Below are 21,902 nucleotides of genomic sequence, written 5' to 3'. Positions count from 1 at the left end.
AAGTCTATTATAAATGCAGGTATATATGTCATGAATAAAGTGTATAAATTGGTCTGGAATACTACAGTGGGAAGCTGGGTTGTAGTTTCTGAAATTGTAAAAGGTAATAAGAAATCGAAAATTAATAAAATTGTGAAAGGTTCGATGTTTTTATTATTTATTGTTAATTCAAATACCATTTTGGCGCAAGATATTAACGAGAGTTTAAATGTAAATGGTAGTTTAACTGCAACTGGAGATGTGGTTGCAAATGGTGTTTCATTAACAACAGTAAATACTGATTTAAATCAAACAAAAAATGATTTAAATACCCTTGATGATCAAGTTAATAATACCTCTACGGGGTTGGTCACTAAGGTATCACAGGTTGATTTTGATAGCTTAAATAACCAAGTGAATGATTCAAGTACAGGGCTGGCGACGAAAGTGTCACAGTCGGATTTCAATAGCTTGAATAATCAGGTCAATGATGTAAACACAGGATTAAATAGCAAGGCATCTGCGACGGATTTGAATTCGCTGAAGAATCAAACTTGGAATATACAAAGCAATGGTGGAACGTCGAGCGCCGTAAAAGCTACAGATACCGTGAATTTTGTGAATGGTAAAAATATTGCTGTAACCAATGCGGGTACGGATATTTCAATTTCCACTGTGGATGATCCAGAGTTTAACTCGGTAAAAATTGGTGATACTGCAAATAATACTGTATTGACCAGTACAGCAAATGGTTTAGACCTGGGTGGCGATAAGCTCACAAATTTAGCCAACGGTAGTATTGCTGCAGGATCTACAGATGCAGTGACAGGCGGGCAAGTGAATGATTTACTTTTCCAAAGTGGTCAAGGTATCAAATATTTTCACACCAACTCATCGCTTGTTGATTCACAAGCCAATGGTTTAAATTCTCTTGCTATAGGCCCTGTGGCAAAATCTGAAGGTGAGCTATCAATCGCTATCGGTCATCTCTCAAATGCTACAGGACTCAACAGTATTGCTGTCGGAAATACAGCCAATGCCATCAATGATTATTCTATTGCTTTTGGTAAAGAAACAGGCGCACTTGGCGCCAATTCAACCTCTATCGGAAATGGTGGTCAAGCGAGAGCATTGACCCCGACTTATAACGTATCCAATACGCAACTGATTGCAATCAACGGTATTCCTGTCACCGCAATGGGAACGGATCCCAGCACTATTACTGAAATTAATGGGGTTGCTGTCTCTGCAACGCAAGTGAATCAATTCCTTACAGCTTTGCAAAATGGCGCCAATATGTCTGTTGGCGATAAAAGTGTTGCATTAGGGTCCTCTGCATTAGCAGGTGGGCCTTCAAGTATTGCGATTGGGGATGCTGCGATAGCAACAGGAACGCACTCAAATGCAATCGGTCAGGGTGCAAATGCCGTGGGAACCAATGCCAATGCGATAGGAACCTCGGCATCCGCTGCCACCAATGCCAATGCGATCGGAAATTCAGTGTCTGCAAGTGGAACTGCGAGTGTCGCAATCGGAAATCAAGCGACTTCAGGAGGCGCGAGTTCAATTGCATTAGGTGATGACGCAAAATCTAGTGTGGTTAATGGTGTTTCAATTGGTAGTGCTGCAGGAGTTGGTTCTATTGGTTCAGGTACATTTGACCGCAATGGGCATATCGCCGTTGGAGCAAACGCAGGACAAAATATTAGTGGTAACCAATCGATTGCGATAGGGGTTGGAGCGGGTAGCAATTCAACAGTCAACTCAACAAGTTCTGATTACAATATCGCTTTAGGTAGCGATGCAGGAACAAACTTATCGGGTAATCAGAATATTTCAATTGGTTTTGGCAGCAATAAAGATAGAAACGCCACCGTACAAAGCTCAGTTGCGATCGGTGCGGCAACATTTACTGAAAGTTTAGGGGTTGCAGTTGGAACACGAGCAAGTGTTGCTCAAGGTGGTGTTGCACTCGGTTATGACTCGATTGTGACGGGTACTTCAGGGGTTGCAATTGGCTTAGATTCTTTAGCAGGTCAAAGTGATGTGGCACTAGGCTCGGGAAGTGTTGCGCAAAATAACTCACTTGGAAACGGCTATATCACCAATGTTTCTGGTGGTGTGGGGGGCTTTAACATTGTTTCGGTCGGGAATAAAAATGAGCAACGTCGAATTACCAATGTTGCAGATGGTTCAGAATTGCAAGATGCGGTGACGGTCAATCAGATTAAAGCTTTACAAAATGACATTATCCGTGTGATGGGCGCAACGGATGCAAAAGGTAATCCTGCAACTATTGGAAGTGGCGGTACTTTACCTCTAATCCAAGTCAATGTTAAAGATTCTTCAGGAAATACCAGTAAGCTTCCAACAACAATTCAAGATGCTTTTGATTTACTGGGTACAGGACAAATTGGTGGTGTAGTACCTGATGCTGTGTTGTATAACTCAGACAAATCAGTTGTGAATTTAGTCGGTACTGATGGAACGATCATTCGTAACGTAAAAGGCGATGAAAATGATCTGTCCTCAGCGGTGAATTTTGGGCAATTAAAAACAGCTGTTGCGGAAGCAGGGCCACAATACTTTTCAGTAAATACCACGGATATCAATAATAAAAACAATACAGGGGCAAATGGCGACAATTCTTTAGCAATTGGCCCGAGTGCCAGTACATCTTCCCTTGCAGCGGGGAGTGTTGCTTTAGGTAGTAATGTGATTGTAGCAAGAGAAAAATCAGTTGCGATTGGTGCTGGTGCGGGTTCAGTAGGGGTTTCCTCAATTTCAATTGGTGATTCTTCGATTGCCACAGGTACAAATAATATTGCGATGGGAAAAAGCGCAGAAAGCCGTGGCGAAGATAGTATTGTCATCGGGAATGGTTCTGAGGCGGATGGAACCAAGTCAAACTATGCGGTTGTTGTAGGAAGTGACGCTGAAGTTAATTCCGCAGATCAAGGGATTGCAATTGGTCGCCAAGCATTGTCTCAGGGAGATAATGCGACGGCAATTGGTTATCAGTCTAAAGCAAATGGTGCACAGAGTGTTGCATTAGGACGCTTTGCCACAGCAACTGCTGAAGACAGTATGGCCTATGGAGATAATGCTAAAGCTTCGGGTGTGAATTCGACTGCAATAGGTTCAGATGCAAACAGTACTTCTCAAGATGGTTTGGCAATAGGCTCTCAAGCAAAAAGCTATGCAGCAAAGGCCACGGCAATTGGTCAAAACGCAGAAAGTGCTGGTGAAAATGCGATAGCGTTTGGTGTCAACAGTGTAAGTCGTGCTAAAGATGCCACTGCGATAGGCAATAATGCAACTTCAAATGGAATCAATGCGATTGCACTCGGTAAACAATCCAATGCAAACGCTTTAAATTCAATTGCGTTGGGTACAGGAACCAATGCACTTCAAGAGGATGCGGTCGCAATCGGAAATAGTGCTTCGGTGAGTGCGAAAGGCGCAACTGTATTGGGTAAGTCTGCAACAGCATCACATGAAAATGCTGTGGTTTTAGGAAATAACTCAGTTTCGGCAGCTTATGTGGCAACCAAATCAGCCACAATTAATGGCAAAACCTATAATTTTGCAGGAGCTCCGACTGCATCTTCTAGTGTAAGTGTTGGGGATGTCGGGGCTGAACGAACGATTGTCAATGTCGCTGCTGGGCGTATCAGTAGCTCAAGTACAGATGCAATCAATGGCAGTCAATTGTATCAAACCAATCAAGCCATTACCGATTTGGCAGACACGCCATTAAGTTTTGCCGGAGACACTGGCGCGAAAGTAGAGCGTAAATTGGGTGAGCAATTAAAGCTCACTGGTGGAGCGACTGGGGTACTTACAGATGGCAATCTGGGGGTGGTAAGTAATGGTACCGATACTTTGCAATTAAAATTGGCCAAAGATGTCAACCTGACCGCTCAAGGAAGCTTAAGTGTCGGCACTTCCAAAATTACAGATGGGCAGGTGGAAATTAAAGACAGTGCCAATAATAGTTATATCAGCACCTCCACTCAGACAGTGATTACTGCTGGGGCAAGCAGTAATAGCGCAAATGCCAATACCATTAACTTAAAAAATGCGAGCAATAATGTTGTGTTAAGTGGCACGACAGGTACTTTGACAGGGCTGACCAATAAAACTTTAACTGAATCAGACTTTGCCAAAATGGGGCGTGCAGCAACAGAAGAACAGCTTAAGTTAGTCAATGAGGTGGCTGAAAATGCCAATAAAGGTTGGAATTTAACCACCAACAAAGACGTTACAGGCACTACAAATATTGCAGCCACGGATACAGTTGATTTTTCAAATAGTGATGGCAATCTAGCCATTGGTCACACTGGTGCAAATGTCGATCTAAAACTTGCAGAAATCGTTAATGTGGGCGGACTTCCAGGTGGGGCAAACATTGCCATTAATGGCAAAAATGGCACCATTACAGGATTAACCAATACCACTTTTGATCCAAGTAACTATTTATCTGGGCGCGCTGCAACTGAGGATCAATTGGCAACACCAATTACATTTGCTGGAGACAATGCCGGTGTGAATGTCGATCGTAGATTGGGGCAACGCTTGAGTATTGTCGGCGGTGAATCTGTTGCGAGTAATTTAACCGACAATAACATCGGTGTGGTTGCAGACAGTGCCGACAATAAACTAACCATTAAACTCGCTAAAGATATTCAGCTCGATAGTGTAAATGCGAGTGGCACAGTGATCGATAGCAAAGGCTTAACTTTTGTAAACGCAAGTGGCGGTGCTGTGCCGAATTCACCAAGTGTGACCGTGACAGGAATCAATGCGGGGACCAATAAAGTGACCAATGTTGCATTGGGGGATATTAGTGATAGCTCTATGGATGCTGTAAATGGGAGTCAGATTAAACAGATTATCGATAAAGGATTTAGTATTAGTGCAAATGCTGACAGTGCAGCAAAAGATACGATTGGTCTCGGTGAAAATGTTGATTTTAGTGCAACCGATGGCAACATTAAAATTACCAACACAGGCAATAATGGAATTAGCTTTGGGCTTGAGCCAGTGGTCAAGATTGGACCTACCACAGGTGGAAATCCAATAACAGTCAATGGTAATACAGGAACAATTACAGGCCTAAGCAATACAACCACATCCAGTAATGACTTTGCTACAGTCGGTCGCGCGGCCACAGAAGAACAGCTCAAACAGATGCAAACTGGGCTCAATGATGCGGGCTTTGGCTTAACGGCTGGCGACGGCAATACCATCAACAAAAAATTGGGTGAAAGTATTGAGGTTATTGGTGCCGATAGCAATATTGCCACCAAAGTCACTGGTGGCAAAGTTGAAATAGAGCTCGCCAAAAATATTGATCTGAGTAGTGCAGGCAGCTTAACAGTCGGTACCAGTAAAATTACAGATGGTCAAGTTGAATTAAAAGATGCGGGCAAATCGAATACTAGTACGGTGAATAGTACAATTGTCAGCGATGGTAGCAATAGCAGTACGTTAGGTGCAGGAAATATCAATGTCAGTAATGGCACTTATCAAACCCAAGTCGGCCCAACACAAATTGTTGTAGGTGGTGCAAATCCAGTTACGGTGAATGGTTCAACAGGACGGGTGAGTGGTTTAAGCAATACCACTTGGGATCCAAATGCAATTTACAATCAAAAACAAGCTGCCACTGAAGAGCAGTTAAAACAAGTCAGTGATGTTGCTCAGAATGCCAATAAAGGCTGGAACGTCAAAACGGATGCTATTTTGGGGACAACGCAAGTCAAACCAGGAGATACGGTCGATGTTGGCTTAGCAACAGGTGAAACTAATTTAAATGTCAGTGCAAAAAATGACAGTAATGGAACAACAACCATTGATTTCAGCTTAAATAAAGACCTGAATATTGATAGTGTCACTGCGGGTACCGCAACGGACTCCACTGTACTGAATAAAGATGGTATGACCGTACAAGACGGTAGCACTCAAAGTGTGATCAGTTCTGGTGTGATCAGCGTCAAAAATACGGTCAATCAAGTTGTACTTGATGCCAATAAAGGCACTCTAGAAGGTTTAACCAATAAGACTACATCAGGTAAAGATTTTGCTACCACAGGTCGTGCAGCCACAGAAGAACAGCTTAAAGAAATCCAAACTGGACTGAATGATGCCGGTTTTGCCTTAACCGCTCAGGATGGCAATACAGTAAACAAGAAATTAGGTGAAAGCGTTGATGTAATTGGTGCTGACAGTAATATCAGTACAAAGGTGGCAGCTGGAAAAGTACAGGTTGAGTTAGCAAAAAATATTGATCTTACTTCTGCAGGCAGCTTAACGGTTGGTAAAAGCAAAATCAGCGATGGCAAAGTCGAACTGAAAGATGGCGCTAAATTGAATATCAGTACCGTCGATGGTACATTGGTGAGTGATGCAAGTAATAATAGTAGTTGGATTGGTGCAGGCAGTATCAATCTAAGCTATGGTATTTATCAAACCCAAATGGGACCAACACAAATTATTGTGGGCGGTGCAAACCCTGTAACTGTGAATGGTGCAACAGGGACTATTGGTGGGCTGACCAATAAAACATTTAATCCAAATAACTTTGTCAGTGGTCAAGCTGCGACAGAGGATCAGCTTAAAGCGGTGAGCGATCGTATTCAAACTGCAAACCAAGGTTGGAATTTGACCACCAATGGAACCAATAGTAATCCAGTCAAATCAGGCGATACGGTCGATTTTAGTAACAAAGATGGTAATATTAATATCAGTAACAATGCCAATAATGTCAGTGTCGAATTAGCCAAAGATATCCAGGTTGATAGTGTGACTGCAGGCAATACCGTAATCAATAATGATGGTCTTAGCATTACTGGCGGGCCAAGTGTGACTAAAAATGGTATTGATGCTGCGGGTAATAAAGTCACCAATGTTGCAGAGGGGAGTATTGCTCAGAGCAGTAAAGATGCGGTGAATGGAAGCCAGATTCATAATATTATTGGGGACGGTGCATTCCAAGGCGGAGATGGCAATACCATTACCAACATCGGTGGGACAGGTGCGACCAACATTAATGATGCGATTAGCTCAATCAACCAAAAAGCTGGGCAACATGCTACAGTTATTGCTGGGCAGAATATGACGGTCACTGAAACAACCAATAGCCTAGGAGGTAAGGAATATAAGGTTGCAACAGCGGATGACGTAAAATTTAACACGGTTACCGCAAATACGGTTACTGCAGATAATGTCATAGCAAACACAGTCAAAGTGGGTGATGTTGCAATAGATCAAAATGGAATAAATGCTGGGAATAAAAAAATCACCAATGTTGCAGCAGGTGAAGTATCCAGCACTTCAAAAGATGCGGTTAATGGTTCACAACTTAATACGTCAAACCAATACATCACCACATCATTAGGCGGTGGCGCAAAATATGAAAATGGTCAGTTCACTCCGCCAACCTACAATGTAAATAACGGCTCATATCATAATGTGGGTGATGCCTTAGGTGCGCTTAATCAGGCTGATATTGATTTAGGTAATAAAATTACCAATCTAGGTGATCGTTTAGAGCAAGTATCTTATGACACCAATGGTCGTATAGATGATTTAGAGAAAAGAGCCAGTGCAGGCAATGCGCAAGCACTTGCAACAGCAGGTTTACCTCAAGCTTATATTCCAGGCAAAAGTATGATGGCAATCAGTGGGGGGACTTACCGTGGAGAAAGTGGGTATGCGATCGGGATGTCATCAATTTCAGATAATGGTCGATGGGTGTTTAAGGTGAGTGGAAGTGGTAACTCGCGTGGTGATTTTGGGGGAACTGTAGGTACTGGGATCCAATGGTAGTTTAGGGAAGCTAAGACATTTTATCCATGTAAACAGTGTCTTAGCTTACCATTTTTTGGATTCAAATTAACGAGAACAAGAATTTATGCGAGAGTCGACATATGAAAAATTTATTAATATTGAGTTTAATTGCCGTAACATTGAGTGCTTGTGCCACAGGAACCATTATTTCTAAAGAGGGTAAAACCGAGCAAGCGAAATGGCACAAGGTGGATGATGTTATTTTAAATAAAAAAGCGGGAACATTACCAAATGTACAGAACTTGAATCAAGTCAGAGCAGGAATGACCAAAGATCAACTTTACGCGCTGATTGGTCGACCTCAATATGAGGATGGCTGGAGAGCTAGAGAATGGAATTATTTGTTCCATTTCACAACTGCAGACCGTACCAATGACACTATTACAACATGTCAGTTTAAAATTTTATTTGACCAAGAAAAGATCGCAAGAAGCTTTTACTGGAATCCAATACAGCCTAAAGATGGCCTCTGTCCTCCCTCTCTTGAATTAAAGTAACAATCAGTGAGTAGATGATTGAAGGCTTTAAAATTGTATACTTTAAGCATTTAATTTTTGCGTGTATGAAATTCATACCCAAACAACAGTGTGTAAAGAGAAAACCCACATCGATGTGAACACTTTAAATAAGCGGTCATATCGTTGTGGCACATTTAAATCATATACGTTTTTATGATGATGTTTTAACACGCCATTGAGGATAGATCGAAAGGATATAGTCCTGAAATTGTTGTATTACTTTTGGATTGTTTGAACGTTTTAAATAGTCTAAAACACGATCTAAGTAAGCCTCACTGGGTTGTATCTCAAAGCCTAAATTTTGACTTAATTGAGCATAATGTTGTTTTATAAGATTGGGATTTTCTGGGATCGCTTTAATATTGACTCGCATACCTTCAAAAATATAACGCAAACCATCAAGATTACCTTTGATTGGTACAGTACCGTGATCTTCACCCTCATACTGGACATATTTATAGTTCAGTTGAGTAAAAGGCTGTTGACTTAAATATTGATTGAACTTTTTGATACCCTTGTAATGGTTGTCTAAACTGTCTGTATTTTCACTGGCACCAACTTGGGTTAAAAATAAAGTTTTATGCTGAAAATCTTGATTGTTCGCTTCCTTAAAACGTTTCAACATGATCTCATCATCCCACCAAATACTAGGGTCATGGACAATATAGGCTTGGATATTTTGTTGACCATTGAGCATATGATTGAGTGCGGTAATACCTCCGAAAGAATGACCAATCAATATATTTAACCCATTCGTACGATATTTTTTCTCAATATCAGGCATGAGCTCAGATTCTAAAAATTTAAAAAATGCGACATTTCCACCAGTTTCACCTTCAATTACACGTCCTTCATTAATTTCAGGCTTTTGCTTGGTTGGGGTTAAGTCTCGAGCACGATCTGTATTGACGATGCCCACAACGACCATTTCAGGAATCGAGGGATAAGGTGACTTCGATAATTTCTCGACAATTCCTGTCAAATAATGAAAGTTACTTTCGCTATCTAATAGATAAATCACAGGATATTTTTGCTTGGGATATTTGCCATATGTCGCAGGGAGATAGATCTGTAATGGTCTTTTTTCATTTAAAATAGCGGAAGATATGTTTTGCGTTTCTCCAATACGAATGCTGTTATCGGCAAAAGTATGTATTGAGATTTGCATGATTAACACGCCTAGCGCCAAGTAGAGAGAAGTTTTCTTCAACATGAAAAATGACCTATTCGATAACAGTGATGTGATTACGCCTGTTGAGAAACTTATTGATTGCTCAAGTATGGGTACGGATGATTTACAGAAAAAAAAGAGATTAAATTCGATTTAGGTTTCGTTGCTGGCTGTTAGTGCTTTTAACAGAAACAGGTGTTTTGCAGCATCTATTTGTATTTTTATAACTGACCAAAGTCATAGAGTTGAGTACACGATTTGCTATTGGCTGAATAAGAATAGATTGGATCATAAAATTGATTTTTATAAATATGCAAATAATAATTATTATCTTTTAAGCTGGTGGTAAAAATCAATATGGATCTTTATGTTTTATAAATTTATATTGTTTTGCGCTGTCATGAACAAGTTAAAAATTATGCGTTTAAAAAAATTAGCCTTTAAGCACTATGGTTCCCATTAAAATTTCTTCAACGTATTTTTAAACCATACTCCTTAACTCATAGGCTGTATTTCTCAGTAAAGGCAAAACTTGCTGAATCAGCTGTTCTTCAGTGACACGATGTGTTTGAGCAATACAATTTAACGCAGCGACGGCTTTGCCTTGTGCATTTAATACTGGAACTGCAATGGCAATAACCCCTAATTCATGTTGTTCTTTTGATAGACAATAATCTTGTTTTTGAATTTCTGCCAATACTTGATAAAACTGGACTTCATCTTGAATGGTATAAGCGGTGAGGCGTTTCAAACTATATTTATTTACCCAGTGTTTTTGTTCTTCTAAATTTAATGCTGCCAATAAAACTTTGCCTGTTGAGGTTGCATGTGCAGGCAAACGATTGCCCAAATGCATCCCATACGGGCTGAGGCGTAAATTATCATGTTGAGGTAAGTAGCTTCGCGCAATCGGAACAACTTCATGTTCATCTAAAACCACCAGCGAAAAAGTCAGGCTGGTTTGTGCGCTTAACAGGTTGAGAAAAGGTTGCACAACTTTAGGCAGATGTGCAGAGCTTAAATAGGAGCTCGATAAGCGTAATACTTTGTGAGTTAACCAAAAGTAGTGATCATCAGTTTCTAAATAACCTAAATATTTTAAAGTTCGTAAATATCTTCGTGCCGCTGTACGGCTCAATCCTGTGCGCTCTGCAATTTGAGTCGAATTGAGTTTTTGACGATCAACTCCAAAGGCTTCAAGCAAACTTAGTCCTTTGGCGAGTCCAGCGATGTAATCGTCTTGCTTAATGGTTTCACCTGAAACTTCGTTCTCAATTAAATCGTATCTCATCGTTCATCCATTCCCTATTATAATTTTATGGCCGATATACGGTCATTGTTGCCACTATACGGCGATTATCCAGTTTTCACCATATCAAAAAGAGATCAAAAAAATTAATTTAATGGTCAGGATATGGAGAAAATGTTATGGAAAATTTAACCACACAAGTGGCGATTATTGGTTCAGGCCCAGCTGGGCTATTGCTTGGACAACTGTTGTTTAAAGCAGGTATCTCGCATGTGATCATTGAGCAACGCAGTGCTGAATATGTAGCTGCACGTATTCGAGCAGGGATACTTGAACAAGTATCGGTTGATTTATTGAAGCAAGCGGGTGTGGATGAAAATCTAAACAAGTTTGGCTTAGCGCATGATGGTATTGAAATTTTAACCAATGGCTTAAAGCATCGTGTGGATTTATCTGAGTTAACTCAGGGTAAGCAAGTTACGGTTTACGGACAAACGGAAGTCACAAAAGATTTAATGCATGCACGTGAAGCGGCAGGTTTGTGCACTTACTACGAAGCAGAGAATGTGCAAATTCATGATTTTGAGCAAAACCCGTATGTTAGCTTTCAGCAAAATGGTCAATCGTACCAGCTTAGATGTGATTTTATTGCAGGCTGTGATGGTTATCATGGAGTCTGTCGTGCAAGCGTGCCACAAGATAAAATCAAAACTTTTGAGAAGATTTATCCATTCGGTTGGTTAGGTGTGCTTGCAGATGTTCCACCTGTTTCAGATGAATTGATCTATGTGCAGTCAGAACGTGGTTTTGCTTTATGTAGTATGCGTTCAAAAACCCGTAGCCGATATTATTTGCAAGTTCCTGTGACGGATCATGTTGATGAGTGGTCTGACGAACGATTTTGGGATGAGTTAAAAAATCGCCTTGATGAAGAAAGTCGTAAAAATTTGGTTACAGGCACTTCAATTGAAAAAAGTATTGCACCTTTACGCAGTTTTGTGACAGAACCAATGCGATTTGGGAAACTATTTTTCGCAGGAGATGCCGCACATATCGTTCCGCCGACAGGAGCAAAAGGTTTAAATTTAGCTGCATCTGATATCGCTTATTTATCAAATGCCTTAATTGAATTTTATCTCAATGGTTCAGAACAAGGCATCGAGGAATATTCTGAAAAATGCTTAAAACGTGTGTGGAAAGCAGAACGTTTTTCATGGTGGATGACGCATTTACTACATCGTTTTGAAACGGAAAGTGAGTTTGATCATAAAATTAAGCAGGCTGAATTGAGTTATATTTTAGATTCACATGCGGGTTTAACCACATTGGCTGAAAACTATGTGGGTTTACCTTATGAAATTAAAACGTTTAATGAGGTGCAGGGGAGTCGTTCTGACTTGCTTAGTCATTAATTTTTGAAAAATAGAAAGTTACCTATTTTGATCAAGGTTTTAAATCTTAATTAAATATAGGTGGCTTTTTGTTGCTAACCAAATTAAACGAAAAATAAAAAGCTTGATTTTCATGTTTATAATTAAGCTGAATTTAAAATGATATGGCTTTATTTAAAGTTTTTTTTAAACGTATTTTAAGCAAATTTTTTGATAAACAATGAAAAGATATAGTTAAGAAAAGGATACTAAGATTAGAAAAAAGTAGTGTGATTATTCATAAATAATGTGAAAAAAATACTGGAATTTTTGATACTTAAAAAACAAAAGGTTCTGGATGTTACAAATTATTTTATAAAAATAAATACTTAAGAATGAGAAAATACCAAAAATTGGGTATTTTTTTACCAATTGGAAAATAATAATTTATTTACTCCATAACTCAAAGAGTAATTAAAATGACTAATTTAAATATTTTAAGTATTGATCAAAATGAAGAGTACATTGTGGTTTCCCTTAAAAATAATGAGGGTAAAAACTATGAGGTTGGCTATCCAAAATCTGCAGGATATAGCTTAGAACTAGTGACAGATACGTTGAATAAAAAGCAAAGTGATAAAGTTGAAGGAAGCCGTTGTGAGTTGAAATGGGAAGTCAATGTAAAACCAGGTTATACATCTGATTGCGCAAAAGCATTAGGTATTGCTGAAGGGAATGTAATAGGCGGTATCAGTAAGATATATCAATGCCGCATACAATTTCGTAATACAAAAGGTTGGGGATTTACATTTTATGATTTAAGTGGTGATGACTATAGTTGTTCAACCGTTTTAAATGGCTGGCACTATATTGATTATAATTCTAGCGAGCCTACAATCATCGCTGTTGACTAATAGAATTATTATTCTATGTAATTGATATATTAAAGATTTGATAAAAAAGCACACGCGTTGCTTTTTTATCAAAAAACTGCATCAATTGAGAGGGTATCAATAGTTATAGTTAAGGTTGAATTTAATATTAAGTAGGTTTTATGTCTGTAATGTAACTTCTTAAACCAAAACATTAGCTTCAAACCAAATAGATTCAAATCGAAAATTTGTTTTCATTTTATAGATGAACTTGTTAGCATCAAAGGGTATTTTTGATAGCGTGTGACAGTGAATGTCTTCAGGTCAACAAGTTTTAATTAAACTTAGAAAAATGATTATTGCTGGGGAGCTAGAGGGCGGTGCCAGAGTGGCAGAGATCCCAACGGCTGAGTTGCTTGGGGTGTCCAGACAGCCTGTGCGTATGGCATTTCGTTTGCTTGAGCAAGAAGGCTTGCTGATTAAAAATCCGACTCGAGGTTATACAGTTCGAGAAATTTCAGAAAAACTGATCAATGATGCACTTGAAGTGCGTGGCATCCTTGAAGGACTGGCTGCTAAAACCATTGCAGAACAAGGTTTGACGGAAGAACAGAAAAAAACACTACAAAATTGCATTGTCGAAACTGAAAAACTTTTTGATGGAAAAACTGAGTTTGGTGATCATGAACTGGAACGTTACCACCACTTTAATGTGATTTTTCACGATACCATTATTCAAGGCGCGCAAAATGTTGCATTGATCCAAGCCTTAGCTAAAAACAATCAATTGCCCATGGCCTCGGCCCAAGCCATTACCTATGACCAAACTCAAGCACTTTCAGAATATCGTCGCTTACATTATGCCCATCTACAACACTGTTCAATTTACGATGCTTTAATGCATAGACAAGCTGGACGTGCTGAAACATTGATGCGGGAACATAGTAGTGTTGTGGTTTTGGGCGAGACCTTAAGAAACGTGTTGTCTCAATAAAACCGAAAAGAAATATCAACAGACCCTAAGCAGCTCTTTTAATCGAATCAAAGGGCTGTTTTTCATTAGAATTCAATCAGCAAATTTGTAGATTTTGCTCGAGAACAGCAGGGGGTAAACTGGTTATTTAATGCATGTTCTTCGTCAGTCATAAATACATCACGGTGATCTGGAATTCCTGCCAGCACACGCGTGATACAGGTTCCGCAAATACCTTGTTCACAAGAAACAGGGACATCAAAACCATTTTCAATTAAGGCTTGGGTTGCTGTTTGATGAGGCTGCACTTCGATTCGACGGTCACTGCCTTTGATTTCAATGGTAAACGCCGCATTGTTAGATGCCTCTGACTTTTGTGCGACAAAGTGTTCTTGATGTAGCTGCTCTGTCTGCCAGCCCATGTGTTGAGCTGACTCCATCACAAATGCCATAAAACCTGCTGGCCCACAAACATATAAATGTCTATCGGATGAATTCTGCTCCAAGACGGACGACATATCACATTGAGTTTCTGGTTGATCTTGAATATGAAAATGAATCTGACCTGCAAAGTGTTCGGTTAAATTTCCATAGAAAGCAATCATTTCATGACTACGTACAAAATAATGCAATTCAAATGGTATCCGCTGAGCTTTAAGCCGATATGCCATTGAAAGAATCGGGGTAATGCCGATACCACCTGCAAATAAGACTGCCTTTTGGGTATGAGGATGAATTTCAAATAAGTTACGTGGTGCGCCAATACGTAATTGATCACCTTCACGGTACTCGCTATGCATACAACGAGAACCCCCTCTGGAATGCTCATCATACAAAACACCAATCACATAACGGTGTTTTTCACGACAACAGTTTGAAAGTGAGTATTGGCGCGTTAAGCCATTTTTGAGATGTACATCAATATGCGCGCCTGCCTCAAAGCTTGGAAGGGCAGAACCATTGCTTGAAATCAATTCAAAGGCTCGAATTGATGGTGTAAGTTGATGAATTTTATCAATAACAACGTCCATGTGTATTCTCCTTTAAATCACCCGAATATTTGGAAACTTATGTTTTGTTGTTTCAGGCGTGAGCGTACTTTCTTGTGCCAGTAATCGCTCAATCACTTTACGTGACTGTACGCCACCAGCATCGATATTTAGCATCAGTAACTGGCGATGGGGATTTCGTAAAATATTTTGTTGCTGTTGTTCCAGCATTTCTAAATCTTCGGTAAAGATTTTGCCTTGACCTTCGCGGATGAGATCAGTGAGGGTCGGGTTATCTTGTTGGAAATTACGTGCCATTCCCCAAAAATACCAATGTGAGGTTTCTGTTTCAGGGCTAATAAAATCAACCACAATCGATGACACTTTTTTATCTTTAGGGGCATGATATCCGCCATATCCTGCATGAGCGACACCCACTTCAATGTGTACGTTACTTGGTGCAACGAAGTGGCAGCGTTGCCAACGATCTACGGCAACATCATCTGCTAAGTTATTACAACGAAGTGCCATTTGCCAAAATGGGGGAGCGATGACATTTTCGATATAACGCTCAGTAATGACATGGTCACCATCGACCTTGGTGACAGGAAGGGCTTCATCAATTTCTTTTTGCCCAATACTGCTCGAATGGACATAGGTTTCATGGGTCAAATCCATAAGGTTGTCAACCATCAAACGATAATCACAATGGATATGGAATAAACCACCGCCATAGCTCCACTCAGGATGATCTGCCCATTCTAGTGTTGGGAGTTTGGACTCATCAGCCAAAGTTTGATCTCCAGGCCAAACCCAAATAAAGCCAAACTTTTCTATGGCTGCATAGGCTTTATTGCAGGGGAAACCGTTTACACGTTGAGCTGGCATAGAAATGGTTTTTCCCTCGCATCCCATGACTAAACCATGATAACCACAAACTAAATTGCCATCTTCTACATAGCCTAATGATAATGGGGCGCCACGATGTGGACAAAAATCTTCAACAGCAGCGACTTTATTTTCTTTGCCGCGATAGAAAACAATTTTTTCACCACAGATGGTGCGACCTAGCAGCTTGTCTTGGATATCTTCAGGATAGCAAGCAACATACCATGCATTTTTTATAAACATTTGTGATGACTCCTTATCACTTATTGGATCCAATTTATATCAACACAAATAAACAGTCAATCGATAAAATGATCATTAAATCCTTTTATTTAGGCTTTGTTATTTTGTTTTTATCAATATTTTACTGTTTTTATTTAAAAAATATCTCTACGAGATTTATGTGGTTTTTTGTGCTTTTATTTATATTTTTGGATCCAATTTTTATTTTTGTTGAATACCTATTACGTTGCGAAAACTGAAATATTTAAAAATAAGGGGGTGGGCTTTTTGAATATCCTCAATAAGGTCACTTACTTAGAAGAGGTTAAATGAACTAAATGGATCCATTTTAGTATAATTTTCAAATATGTATATTCGTTTTCCATTCTTTTGATTTAAATATATTGAGTTAAATCATGTGTTTTATAGGTTTTAATCTAATTTTGAAAATATTTTTTAATAATTCTATTGATTTTTGGATCCAATTAATCAAGATGAAATAGAGCAGGACGCTCCAAAAAATATTCTTGTTCAAAAACGAGTTTTAAAAATTAAATTATTCCTCTAGGTAATTATGGATACGGATATGCATAACCACCCAACGACGCAGTTCAGTAATGTCGTGTGTATATCCTATCCAGATTGGGAGATACACAAATGGAAAGAGATGTGCTTGGTGAGATAAGTCAAAATAAGATGAGCCGCTATCAATGGTTTGTGATTTTGATTTGTGTTTTCCTCAATATTATTGATGGTTTTGATGTCATGGTTATGGCATTTACCGCACCTTCAGTTTCAGCGGATTGGTCGCTTTCTGGTGCTCAAATCGGTTTGTTATTAAGTGCTGGTCTATTTGGTATGGCTGCTGGTTCGATTTTTCTGGCACCACTTGCCGATAAAATAGGTCGCCGTTTACTGATCTTAATTTGTTTGGTGATTGCTGGAATCAGCATGCTGGCATGCGCTTTTGTCAATAGTCATAGCATGTTGGCAGTCCTTCGTTTTGTCACAGGGATTGGGGTTGGCGGTATTCTTGCCAGTAGCAATGTTTTGGCTAGTGAATATGCCAATACGCGCTGGAGAAGTTTCGCGGTAAGTTTAATGTCTACAGGATATGGGATTGGTGCCACACTTGGTGGGATATTGTCACTGACACTGATTGAACATTTAGGCTGGCGCTCGATTTTCCTTGCAGGTGGGATCACAACCATTGCAATGCTGTTGGTGAGTATATGGTTATTGCCTGAGTCCTTAGATTATTTGTTGGCAAAAAGACCGCAACAAGCGTTAGGGCGAATGAACTCAGTGTTACAGCGTATGGGCTTAAATCATCTGGACGCCTTACCTGATTATGCAAAAAGTGATGCAAAGGGTGGCGGAGATTTTGCTAAATTATTTGGTGGGCAACAGGGCTTTCAAACATTGTGTTTATGGGGCGCTTTCTTTCTCGTAATGTTTGGCTTTTATTTTGTGATGAGTTGGACACCGAAAATTTTAATTTCAATGGGAATGTCGCCTGAACAAGGGGTTACCACAGGTATTTTAATTAGTATTGGTGGGATCTTTGGTGCAGCAATTATTGGTTTGCTGGCATCCCGTATCAAAATCTTCTATGCCTTAAGTCTATTTCTAGGATTAACTGCCGCATGTGTGTTTTTATTCGTGGCTGTCTCGGCCCAAGTGAGCGTGGCATTGATTGTTGGCCTATTACTTGGAACGCTGATTAATGGCTGTATTGCTGGTTTATATTCTATTTCACCTACAATTTACGATGCCGATATTCGTAGCCGTGGCGTAGGCTATGCCATCGGTTTTGGACGTATTGGTGCCATTTTATCACCAACTATAGCAGGCGTTTTTTTAGATAAAGGTTTAGCGCCAGCCACGCTTTATGCATATTACGGGGTGGTATTTATTTTGGCAATTGTACTTATTTTAATGTTAGGTAATGCATTTTATCGACATAAAAATGAAGCAGCCTATACGCTTAAAACAACAACTTAATCCTCTAAAAATTAAATAGTTGAGATAAAAAATGAAAAAAACATCTTTGTGGGTGTGGGTATACTTTTGCCCATTATTTAGTGCCCTGGCGCATGCCGATTTAGTGACAGACAGTAGTGCAGAGCTAACGCTTAGAAATTTTTACTTTGACCGAGACTATAAACAAGATCCATATCCTTATACTGCTGCGCGCGATTGGGCACAAGGTATTATCTTTAATGGTCAATCGGGCTATACCGATGGAACAGTTGGTTTTGGTGTTGATGTATTGGCAATGGCTGGATTTAACTTAATTGGAGATCGAGCCGATGACTATGCACGGAGTAACTTATTACCTGTAAATGCAGATAATTCACGAGATGATTATTATGGGAAAATAGGGCTAACTGCCAAAGCAAAATTTAAGAAAAATGAGCTTTTTGTGGGAGATTTGGTTCCACGATTGCCCACGATTTTTTCTTCACCTGCGCGTTTGTTCCCTCAAACTTATCGAGGTGCTCGGTTTGTTTCCAATGAAATTCCAAAGTTACAATTGGAAGGTTTTTATGTAGACCAAGTGCGACAGCGTGATTCGATTCATTATAGTGATGTCGGTACGGACAATATCAATCGCCGTTTTGATCAATCAGCAACAACAGATTACTTCTATAGTTTTGGTGGCGCTTATCAACTCAATGATGCGTATCGAATCCGTGCTTATCAGGCTGAACTGCATGATATCTACCAACAGCAATTTTTAGGTTTCAATGGTAAACAGCCTTTAAATGAACAGTTAACTTTTTTAAGCGATGTACGATTTTTCAATAGTCAGGAGGCAGGTAGGCAAAAAATCGGTGATGTAGATAACCAGCATTTAAGTGGATTATTTGGCTTAAATTATCAAAACCATACCCTGTCTTTGGGTTATATGCAGGCCTTTGGTTCGACCGGGTTACCATTTTTATCGGGAACAGAAAGTCCAGTGGTGCTTGATTTTATGAGCTCGGATTATTCCAATAAAGACGAGAAAGTCTATTCACTGCGTTATGAATATGATTTTAAAAATGTAAAATTAGCTGATATTTCTCTCAATGGACTGCGTTTTATGACCCGCTATGCCAAAGGGCAAGATATTGATTTACTTAGTTATGGCGATAAACGATTTAAAGAAGAATCGATGGAGCTGGATTTAGCTTATAAAATCCCAGAAGGGAAGTTAAAAGGCTTAGGCATGCGAGCACGTTTTTCTCATTACCGAAATGATATGCCAACCAATATGGTCTTTCACTCAGCCAATGAAACTCGTTTAAATATAGATTATAGCTTTAAGTTCTAAGGGTTCTGTATTACGAAACGGTTCTTTGATTTAAAGAACCGTTTTAAAATTCAGTCTAATGGTGAAGAGAATTTTTATAAAAAATCTATGTTTCGTCAGAGTGGATCAAGGATATCTTTCTGACGATTTTTAAGTATGTGAATATAAACTCATTTAAAAGCAGAAGGTACTCGATTTATAAATGAGTACAGTATTGATTTAATTATGGTTTGTTAGCAAGTCATTTTAGTCGTGACTCATGGTTTGATTTTTGAGCCATAGACTAAAGGCCTCAATTTTTGGCCAGTGGCGATCTTTCAGTGAAGTGATATAGTAATGTTGCTCGCAGAGTAAAAACTGATCGGGGAATGGTGCGATTAGTTCGCCATTTTTAATGGCTTTTTCAACCAATCGTTTTCTCCCCATTGTCACGCCAAGGTTATTTTTGGCAGCAATAGAAGCGAGATCTGATCGGTTGAAGTAAAGCGCTGAAGGGGTATCAATATTGATATTAAAATGTGCGGCCCAACTGTCCCATTCCCCCGTTCCAGTCTTATTGCACCATGCATGGCTGTCATGAAGTAAAGTACACTGGTTTAAATTCTGCCAATTGTCTACAAGGTTGAATTTTTCAGCATACTCAGGACTACATACAGGTAAAATATGTTCATCCATTAAGTATTGATAATTCAATTGCGGGCAAGGTTGGTTATCAAAATAAAGTGCTAAATCTATCCCTTCTCGTTGCAAATTAACATTTTCATTGCCAGTCAAAATGGACAATTCAATAAAAGGATAGCGCTGTATAAAGTCAGACAGTTTGGGAACCAACCAATTTTGTGTAATCGATGGCCTAGCATAAATTGTGAGTGGTCCAGATAAAGTTTGATTTTGGATGGCCTTAATTTCAGTATTGAGATGGCCTAAAGAAGACTGCAATGCCCAAAAAATGTGCTTGCCTTCAGCCGTGAGTTCAACTTTACGGTGTAAGCGTAAAAATAGTTTTATATTGAGTTCTTTCTCTAATAAATTGATTTGGTGGCTAACAGCACTTGGCGTTAAACATAACTCTTTTGCCGCTAATGAAAAAGACTCATGCCTTGCAGCTACTTCAAATGTATGAAGTTTAGATAATTGAAAACCTGTTAATGACTTATCTAAGTTCATCACTTTATTGCTCGCTGTCATATATTTTATAATTCATGTGAAATATTAAATAAAAATTTTAAAATAGATACTGCTTTCTAAATCAAAATATATTTAAAGATCAATATTTAACCTTATGTTTTTTCAGGTGAATTATTTTAACCCAAAGGCAAATTTTTATCATTTGACGTATTAACCCTAATTCATTATTTTTGCGTACCTTAAATATTAAACCGTGAAATATGTCACGAAAAAACGTGTTTTTAGGCAGCCTTACTGAAATTTAAAATATTGGTCTCGCTGTCTAAAAGGTTTTTATGTGCAACCTCTACGAAGCTTAAACGTTTCGTTGTAGAGGTTTTTTACTTTTAAATTCTGTAAGGAACAAATTTTAATGATGGTCACAAATAAAGGCTTGTTGGTCACAACACTACTCCTCAGCTCAATCTTGTCTGGATGTGCTGTGAAAGGTGGTAGTAATGGTACGGCTGTTGAAAAGTGGCATAACTTTGAAAATCAAAAAATTAATGAAAAAGTAAATAAAAATAAAGCAAATGTTGTTTTTGTTCGTGATGAGAAAATTGAGGGAAAAGCGGTAAATATTTTTGTAGGTGGAGAATATTTGGCTTCATTGTTACCCAATGCTTATAAAGAGCTTGAAGTTTGTCCTGATAACCAAAAGTTGGTTGCAATTGAAACGGATGTCAAAGATCGCTATGCAACTAAAGAAAAAGGCGGGCAATACTATAATTTACCTCTCGAAAAAACCACCTACTTACGTGTGAGTCTGGATCAGAATGGGCAGACTTATTTCTTAGCAATGAATGAGGATGAAATTAAAAAAGCTCAGCAGCATTTAAAGGAACAAGTCCATACCTTGCCACGTGTTGATCGCGATTTAAAGTGTAAGCCTACCGTTAAAATGTTGAAGAAATTTACATTACAAGCTGGCGCTTTGTTTCAGTTTGATAAATCAGATGAAGCAAATATGTTAACTCAGGGTAAACAAGAAATTAAGGATGTTGCAGATGCCATTCGTAATGAAACAGCCGAGATTAGCCATATAGATGTTATTGGTTATACAGATCCAGACGGTACGGAAAGTTATAACCAAGTGTTGTCAGCGTATCGTGCGCAAAGTGTAAAAAATATGATGGTAAATTATGGTTTATCTGCTGATTTAATTGCTGCAGAAGGCCGTGGTAAAACAAATTTATTGATCACAGATTGTTCTGAAAAACACACTCAAAATCGTACTGCGCGTTTGGCATGTAATCAGCCCAATCGTCGAGTTGAGATCCTTCTTTATGGTACTCAGCCGTAATTACGCTTCATTTCAAAACTTAGTATTTTGATTCTATTAATTAATGCTT

Annotated in this window: 13 protein-coding genes; 8 read left to right on the top strand and 5 right to left on the bottom strand. The window is 39.0% G+C overall.

Features of this window, described 5'->3' with window-relative positions; translation table 11 throughout:
- Positions 1–30: 30 nt before the first annotated feature.
- Both MTO68_RS18350 and bamE read left to right on the top strand, forming a co-directional pair.
- Positions 31–7,812, top strand: coding sequence for a YadA-like family protein (locus tag MTO68_RS18350; RefSeq protein ID WP_244013827.1), 7,782 nt, complete (start codon positions 31–33; stop codon positions 7,810–7,812).
- Positions 7,813–7,913: 101 nt separating this feature from the next.
- Entirely contained in the window at positions 7,914–8,330 is a 417-nt protein-coding gene (bamE, locus tag MTO68_RS18345) for an outer membrane protein assembly factor BamE (protein WP_244013826.1), read from the top strand.
- Between the two features lie 172 nt (positions 8,331–8,502).
- On the opposite strand, the gene MTO68_RS18340 is transcribed toward bamE, so the two are convergent.
- Together MTO68_RS18340 and MTO68_RS18335 are read right to left on the bottom strand one after the other, a co-directional pair.
- Entirely contained in the window at positions 8,503–9,564 is a 1,062-nt protein-coding gene (locus tag MTO68_RS18340; RefSeq protein ID WP_004717735.1) for an alpha/beta hydrolase-fold protein, read from the bottom strand.
- Positions 9,565–10,003: 439 nt separating this feature from the next.
- A complete protein-coding gene (locus tag MTO68_RS18335; protein WP_244013824.1) occupies positions 10,004–10,813 on the bottom strand; it encodes an IclR family transcriptional regulator C-terminal domain-containing protein in 810 nt (269 codons plus the stop codon).
- Positions 10,814–10,950: 137 nt separating this feature from the next.
- Here MTO68_RS18335 and pobA point away from each other — a divergent pair, with 137 nt between their 5' ends.
- From pobA to MTO68_RS18320, 3 genes are all read left to right on the top strand, one after another.
- Positions 10,951–12,183: a 4-hydroxybenzoate 3-monooxygenase gene (pobA, locus tag MTO68_RS18330; protein WP_244013822.1), complete on the top strand. Its 1,233-nt coding sequence runs from the start codon at positions 10,951–10,953 to the stop codon at positions 12,181–12,183.
- A 437-nt stretch (positions 12,184–12,620) separates the two neighbouring features.
- Complete coding sequence (locus MTO68_RS18325; RefSeq protein WP_244013820.1) at positions 12,621–13,055, top strand: hypothetical protein; 435 nt, start codon at positions 12,621–12,623, stop codon at positions 13,053–13,055.
- A gap of 271 nt (positions 13,056–13,326) precedes the next feature.
- Positions 13,327–14,007, top strand: coding sequence for a GntR family transcriptional regulator (locus tag MTO68_RS18320; RefSeq protein WP_004717728.1), 681 nt, complete (start codon positions 13,327–13,329; stop codon positions 14,005–14,007).
- A gap of 65 nt (positions 14,008–14,072) precedes the next feature.
- On the opposite strand, the gene MTO68_RS18315 is transcribed toward MTO68_RS18320, so the two are convergent.
- Positions 14,073–15,017 (bottom strand): PDR/VanB family oxidoreductase, encoded by a 945-nt coding sequence (locus MTO68_RS18315; RefSeq protein ID WP_244013818.1) that lies wholly within the window; start codon positions 15,015–15,017, stop codon positions 14,073–14,075.
- Positions 15,018–15,029: 12 nt separating this feature from the next.
- A complete protein-coding gene (locus tag MTO68_RS18310; RefSeq protein ID WP_244013817.1) occupies positions 15,030–16,106 on the bottom strand; it encodes an aromatic ring-hydroxylating dioxygenase subunit alpha in 1,077 nt (358 codons plus the stop codon).
- Between the two features lie 636 nt (positions 16,107–16,742).
- Here MTO68_RS18310 and MTO68_RS18305 point away from each other — a divergent pair.
- Positions 16,743–18,089 carry an MFS transporter gene (locus MTO68_RS18305; RefSeq protein WP_244013815.1) on the top strand — a complete coding sequence of 449 codons (1,347 nt, stop codon included), beginning with the start codon at positions 16,743–16,745 and terminating at the stop codon, positions 18,087–18,089.
- Positions 18,090–18,120: 31 nt separating this feature from the next.
- Positions 18,121–19,404, top strand: a complete 1,284-nt coding sequence (locus MTO68_RS18300) for an OprD family outer membrane porin (protein ID WP_209827561.1) — start codon at positions 18,121–18,123, stop codon at positions 19,402–19,404.
- Between the two features lie 225 nt (positions 19,405–19,629).
- Here MTO68_RS18300 and dsdC read toward each other — a convergent pair whose 3' ends face one another.
- Positions 19,630–20,553: a DNA-binding transcriptional regulator DsdC gene (gene dsdC / locus MTO68_RS18295; RefSeq protein WP_314340592.1), complete on the bottom strand. Its 924-nt coding sequence runs from the start codon at positions 20,551–20,553 to the stop codon at positions 19,630–19,632.
- 370 nt (positions 20,554–20,923) lie between these two features.
- Here dsdC and MTO68_RS18290 point away from each other — a divergent pair, with 370 nt between their 5' ends.
- Positions 20,924–21,853, top strand: coding sequence for an OmpA family protein (locus tag MTO68_RS18290; protein WP_244013813.1), 930 nt, complete (start codon positions 20,924–20,926; stop codon positions 21,851–21,853).
- Positions 21,854–21,902: the final 49 nt, after the last annotated feature.

Source organism: Acinetobacter sp. NyZ410 (assembly GCF_022828975.1).
Lineage (GTDB): Bacteria > Pseudomonadota > Gammaproteobacteria > Pseudomonadales > Moraxellaceae > Acinetobacter > Acinetobacter guillouiae.
Note: the sequence above shows the minus strand (reverse complement) of the source record. Positions and strands in the feature narration are given on the sequence as shown.

Excerpts from the sequence above, each read along its gene's own strand:
- pobA (WP_244013822.1), top strand. The coding sequence starts at position 10,951 with ATGGAAAATTTAACCACACAAGTGGCGATTATTGGTTCAGGCCCAGCT.
- bamE (WP_244013826.1), top strand. The coding sequence starts at position 7,914 with ATGAAAAATTTATTAATATTGAGTTTAATTGCCGTAACATTGAGTGCT.
- MTO68_RS18325 (WP_244013820.1), top strand. The coding sequence starts at position 12,621 with ATGACTAATTTAAATATTTTAAGTATTGATCAAAATGAAGAGTACATT.
- MTO68_RS18310 (WP_244013817.1), bottom strand. The coding sequence starts at position 16,106 with ATGTTTATAAAAAATGCATGGTATGTTGCTTGCTATCCTGAAGATATC.
- MTO68_RS18320 (WP_004717728.1), top strand. The coding sequence starts at position 13,327 with ATGTCTTCAGGTCAACAAGTTTTAATTAAACTTAGAAAAATGATTATT.
- MTO68_RS18290 (WP_244013813.1), top strand. The coding sequence starts at position 20,924 with ATGATGGTCACAAATAAAGGCTTGTTGGTCACAACACTACTCCTCAGC.
- MTO68_RS18335 (WP_244013824.1), bottom strand. The coding sequence starts at position 10,813 with ATGAGATACGATTTAATTGAGAACGAAGTTTCAGGTGAAACCATTAAG.
- MTO68_RS18340 (WP_004717735.1), bottom strand. The coding sequence starts at position 9,564 with ATGTTGAAGAAAACTTCTCTCTACTTGGCGCTAGGCGTGTTAATCATG.
- MTO68_RS18300 (WP_209827561.1), top strand. The coding sequence starts at position 18,121 with ATGAAAAAAACATCTTTGTGGGTGTGGGTATACTTTTGCCCATTATTT.
- MTO68_RS18315 (WP_244013818.1), bottom strand. The coding sequence starts at position 15,017 with ATGGACGTTGTTATTGATAAAATTCATCAACTTACACCATCAATTCGA.
- MTO68_RS18305 (WP_244013815.1), top strand. The coding sequence starts at position 16,743 with ATGGAAAGAGATGTGCTTGGTGAGATAAGTCAAAATAAGATGAGCCGC.
- MTO68_RS18350 (WP_244013827.1), top strand. The coding sequence starts at position 31 with ATGAATAAAGTGTATAAATTGGTCTGGAATACTACAGTGGGAAGCTGG.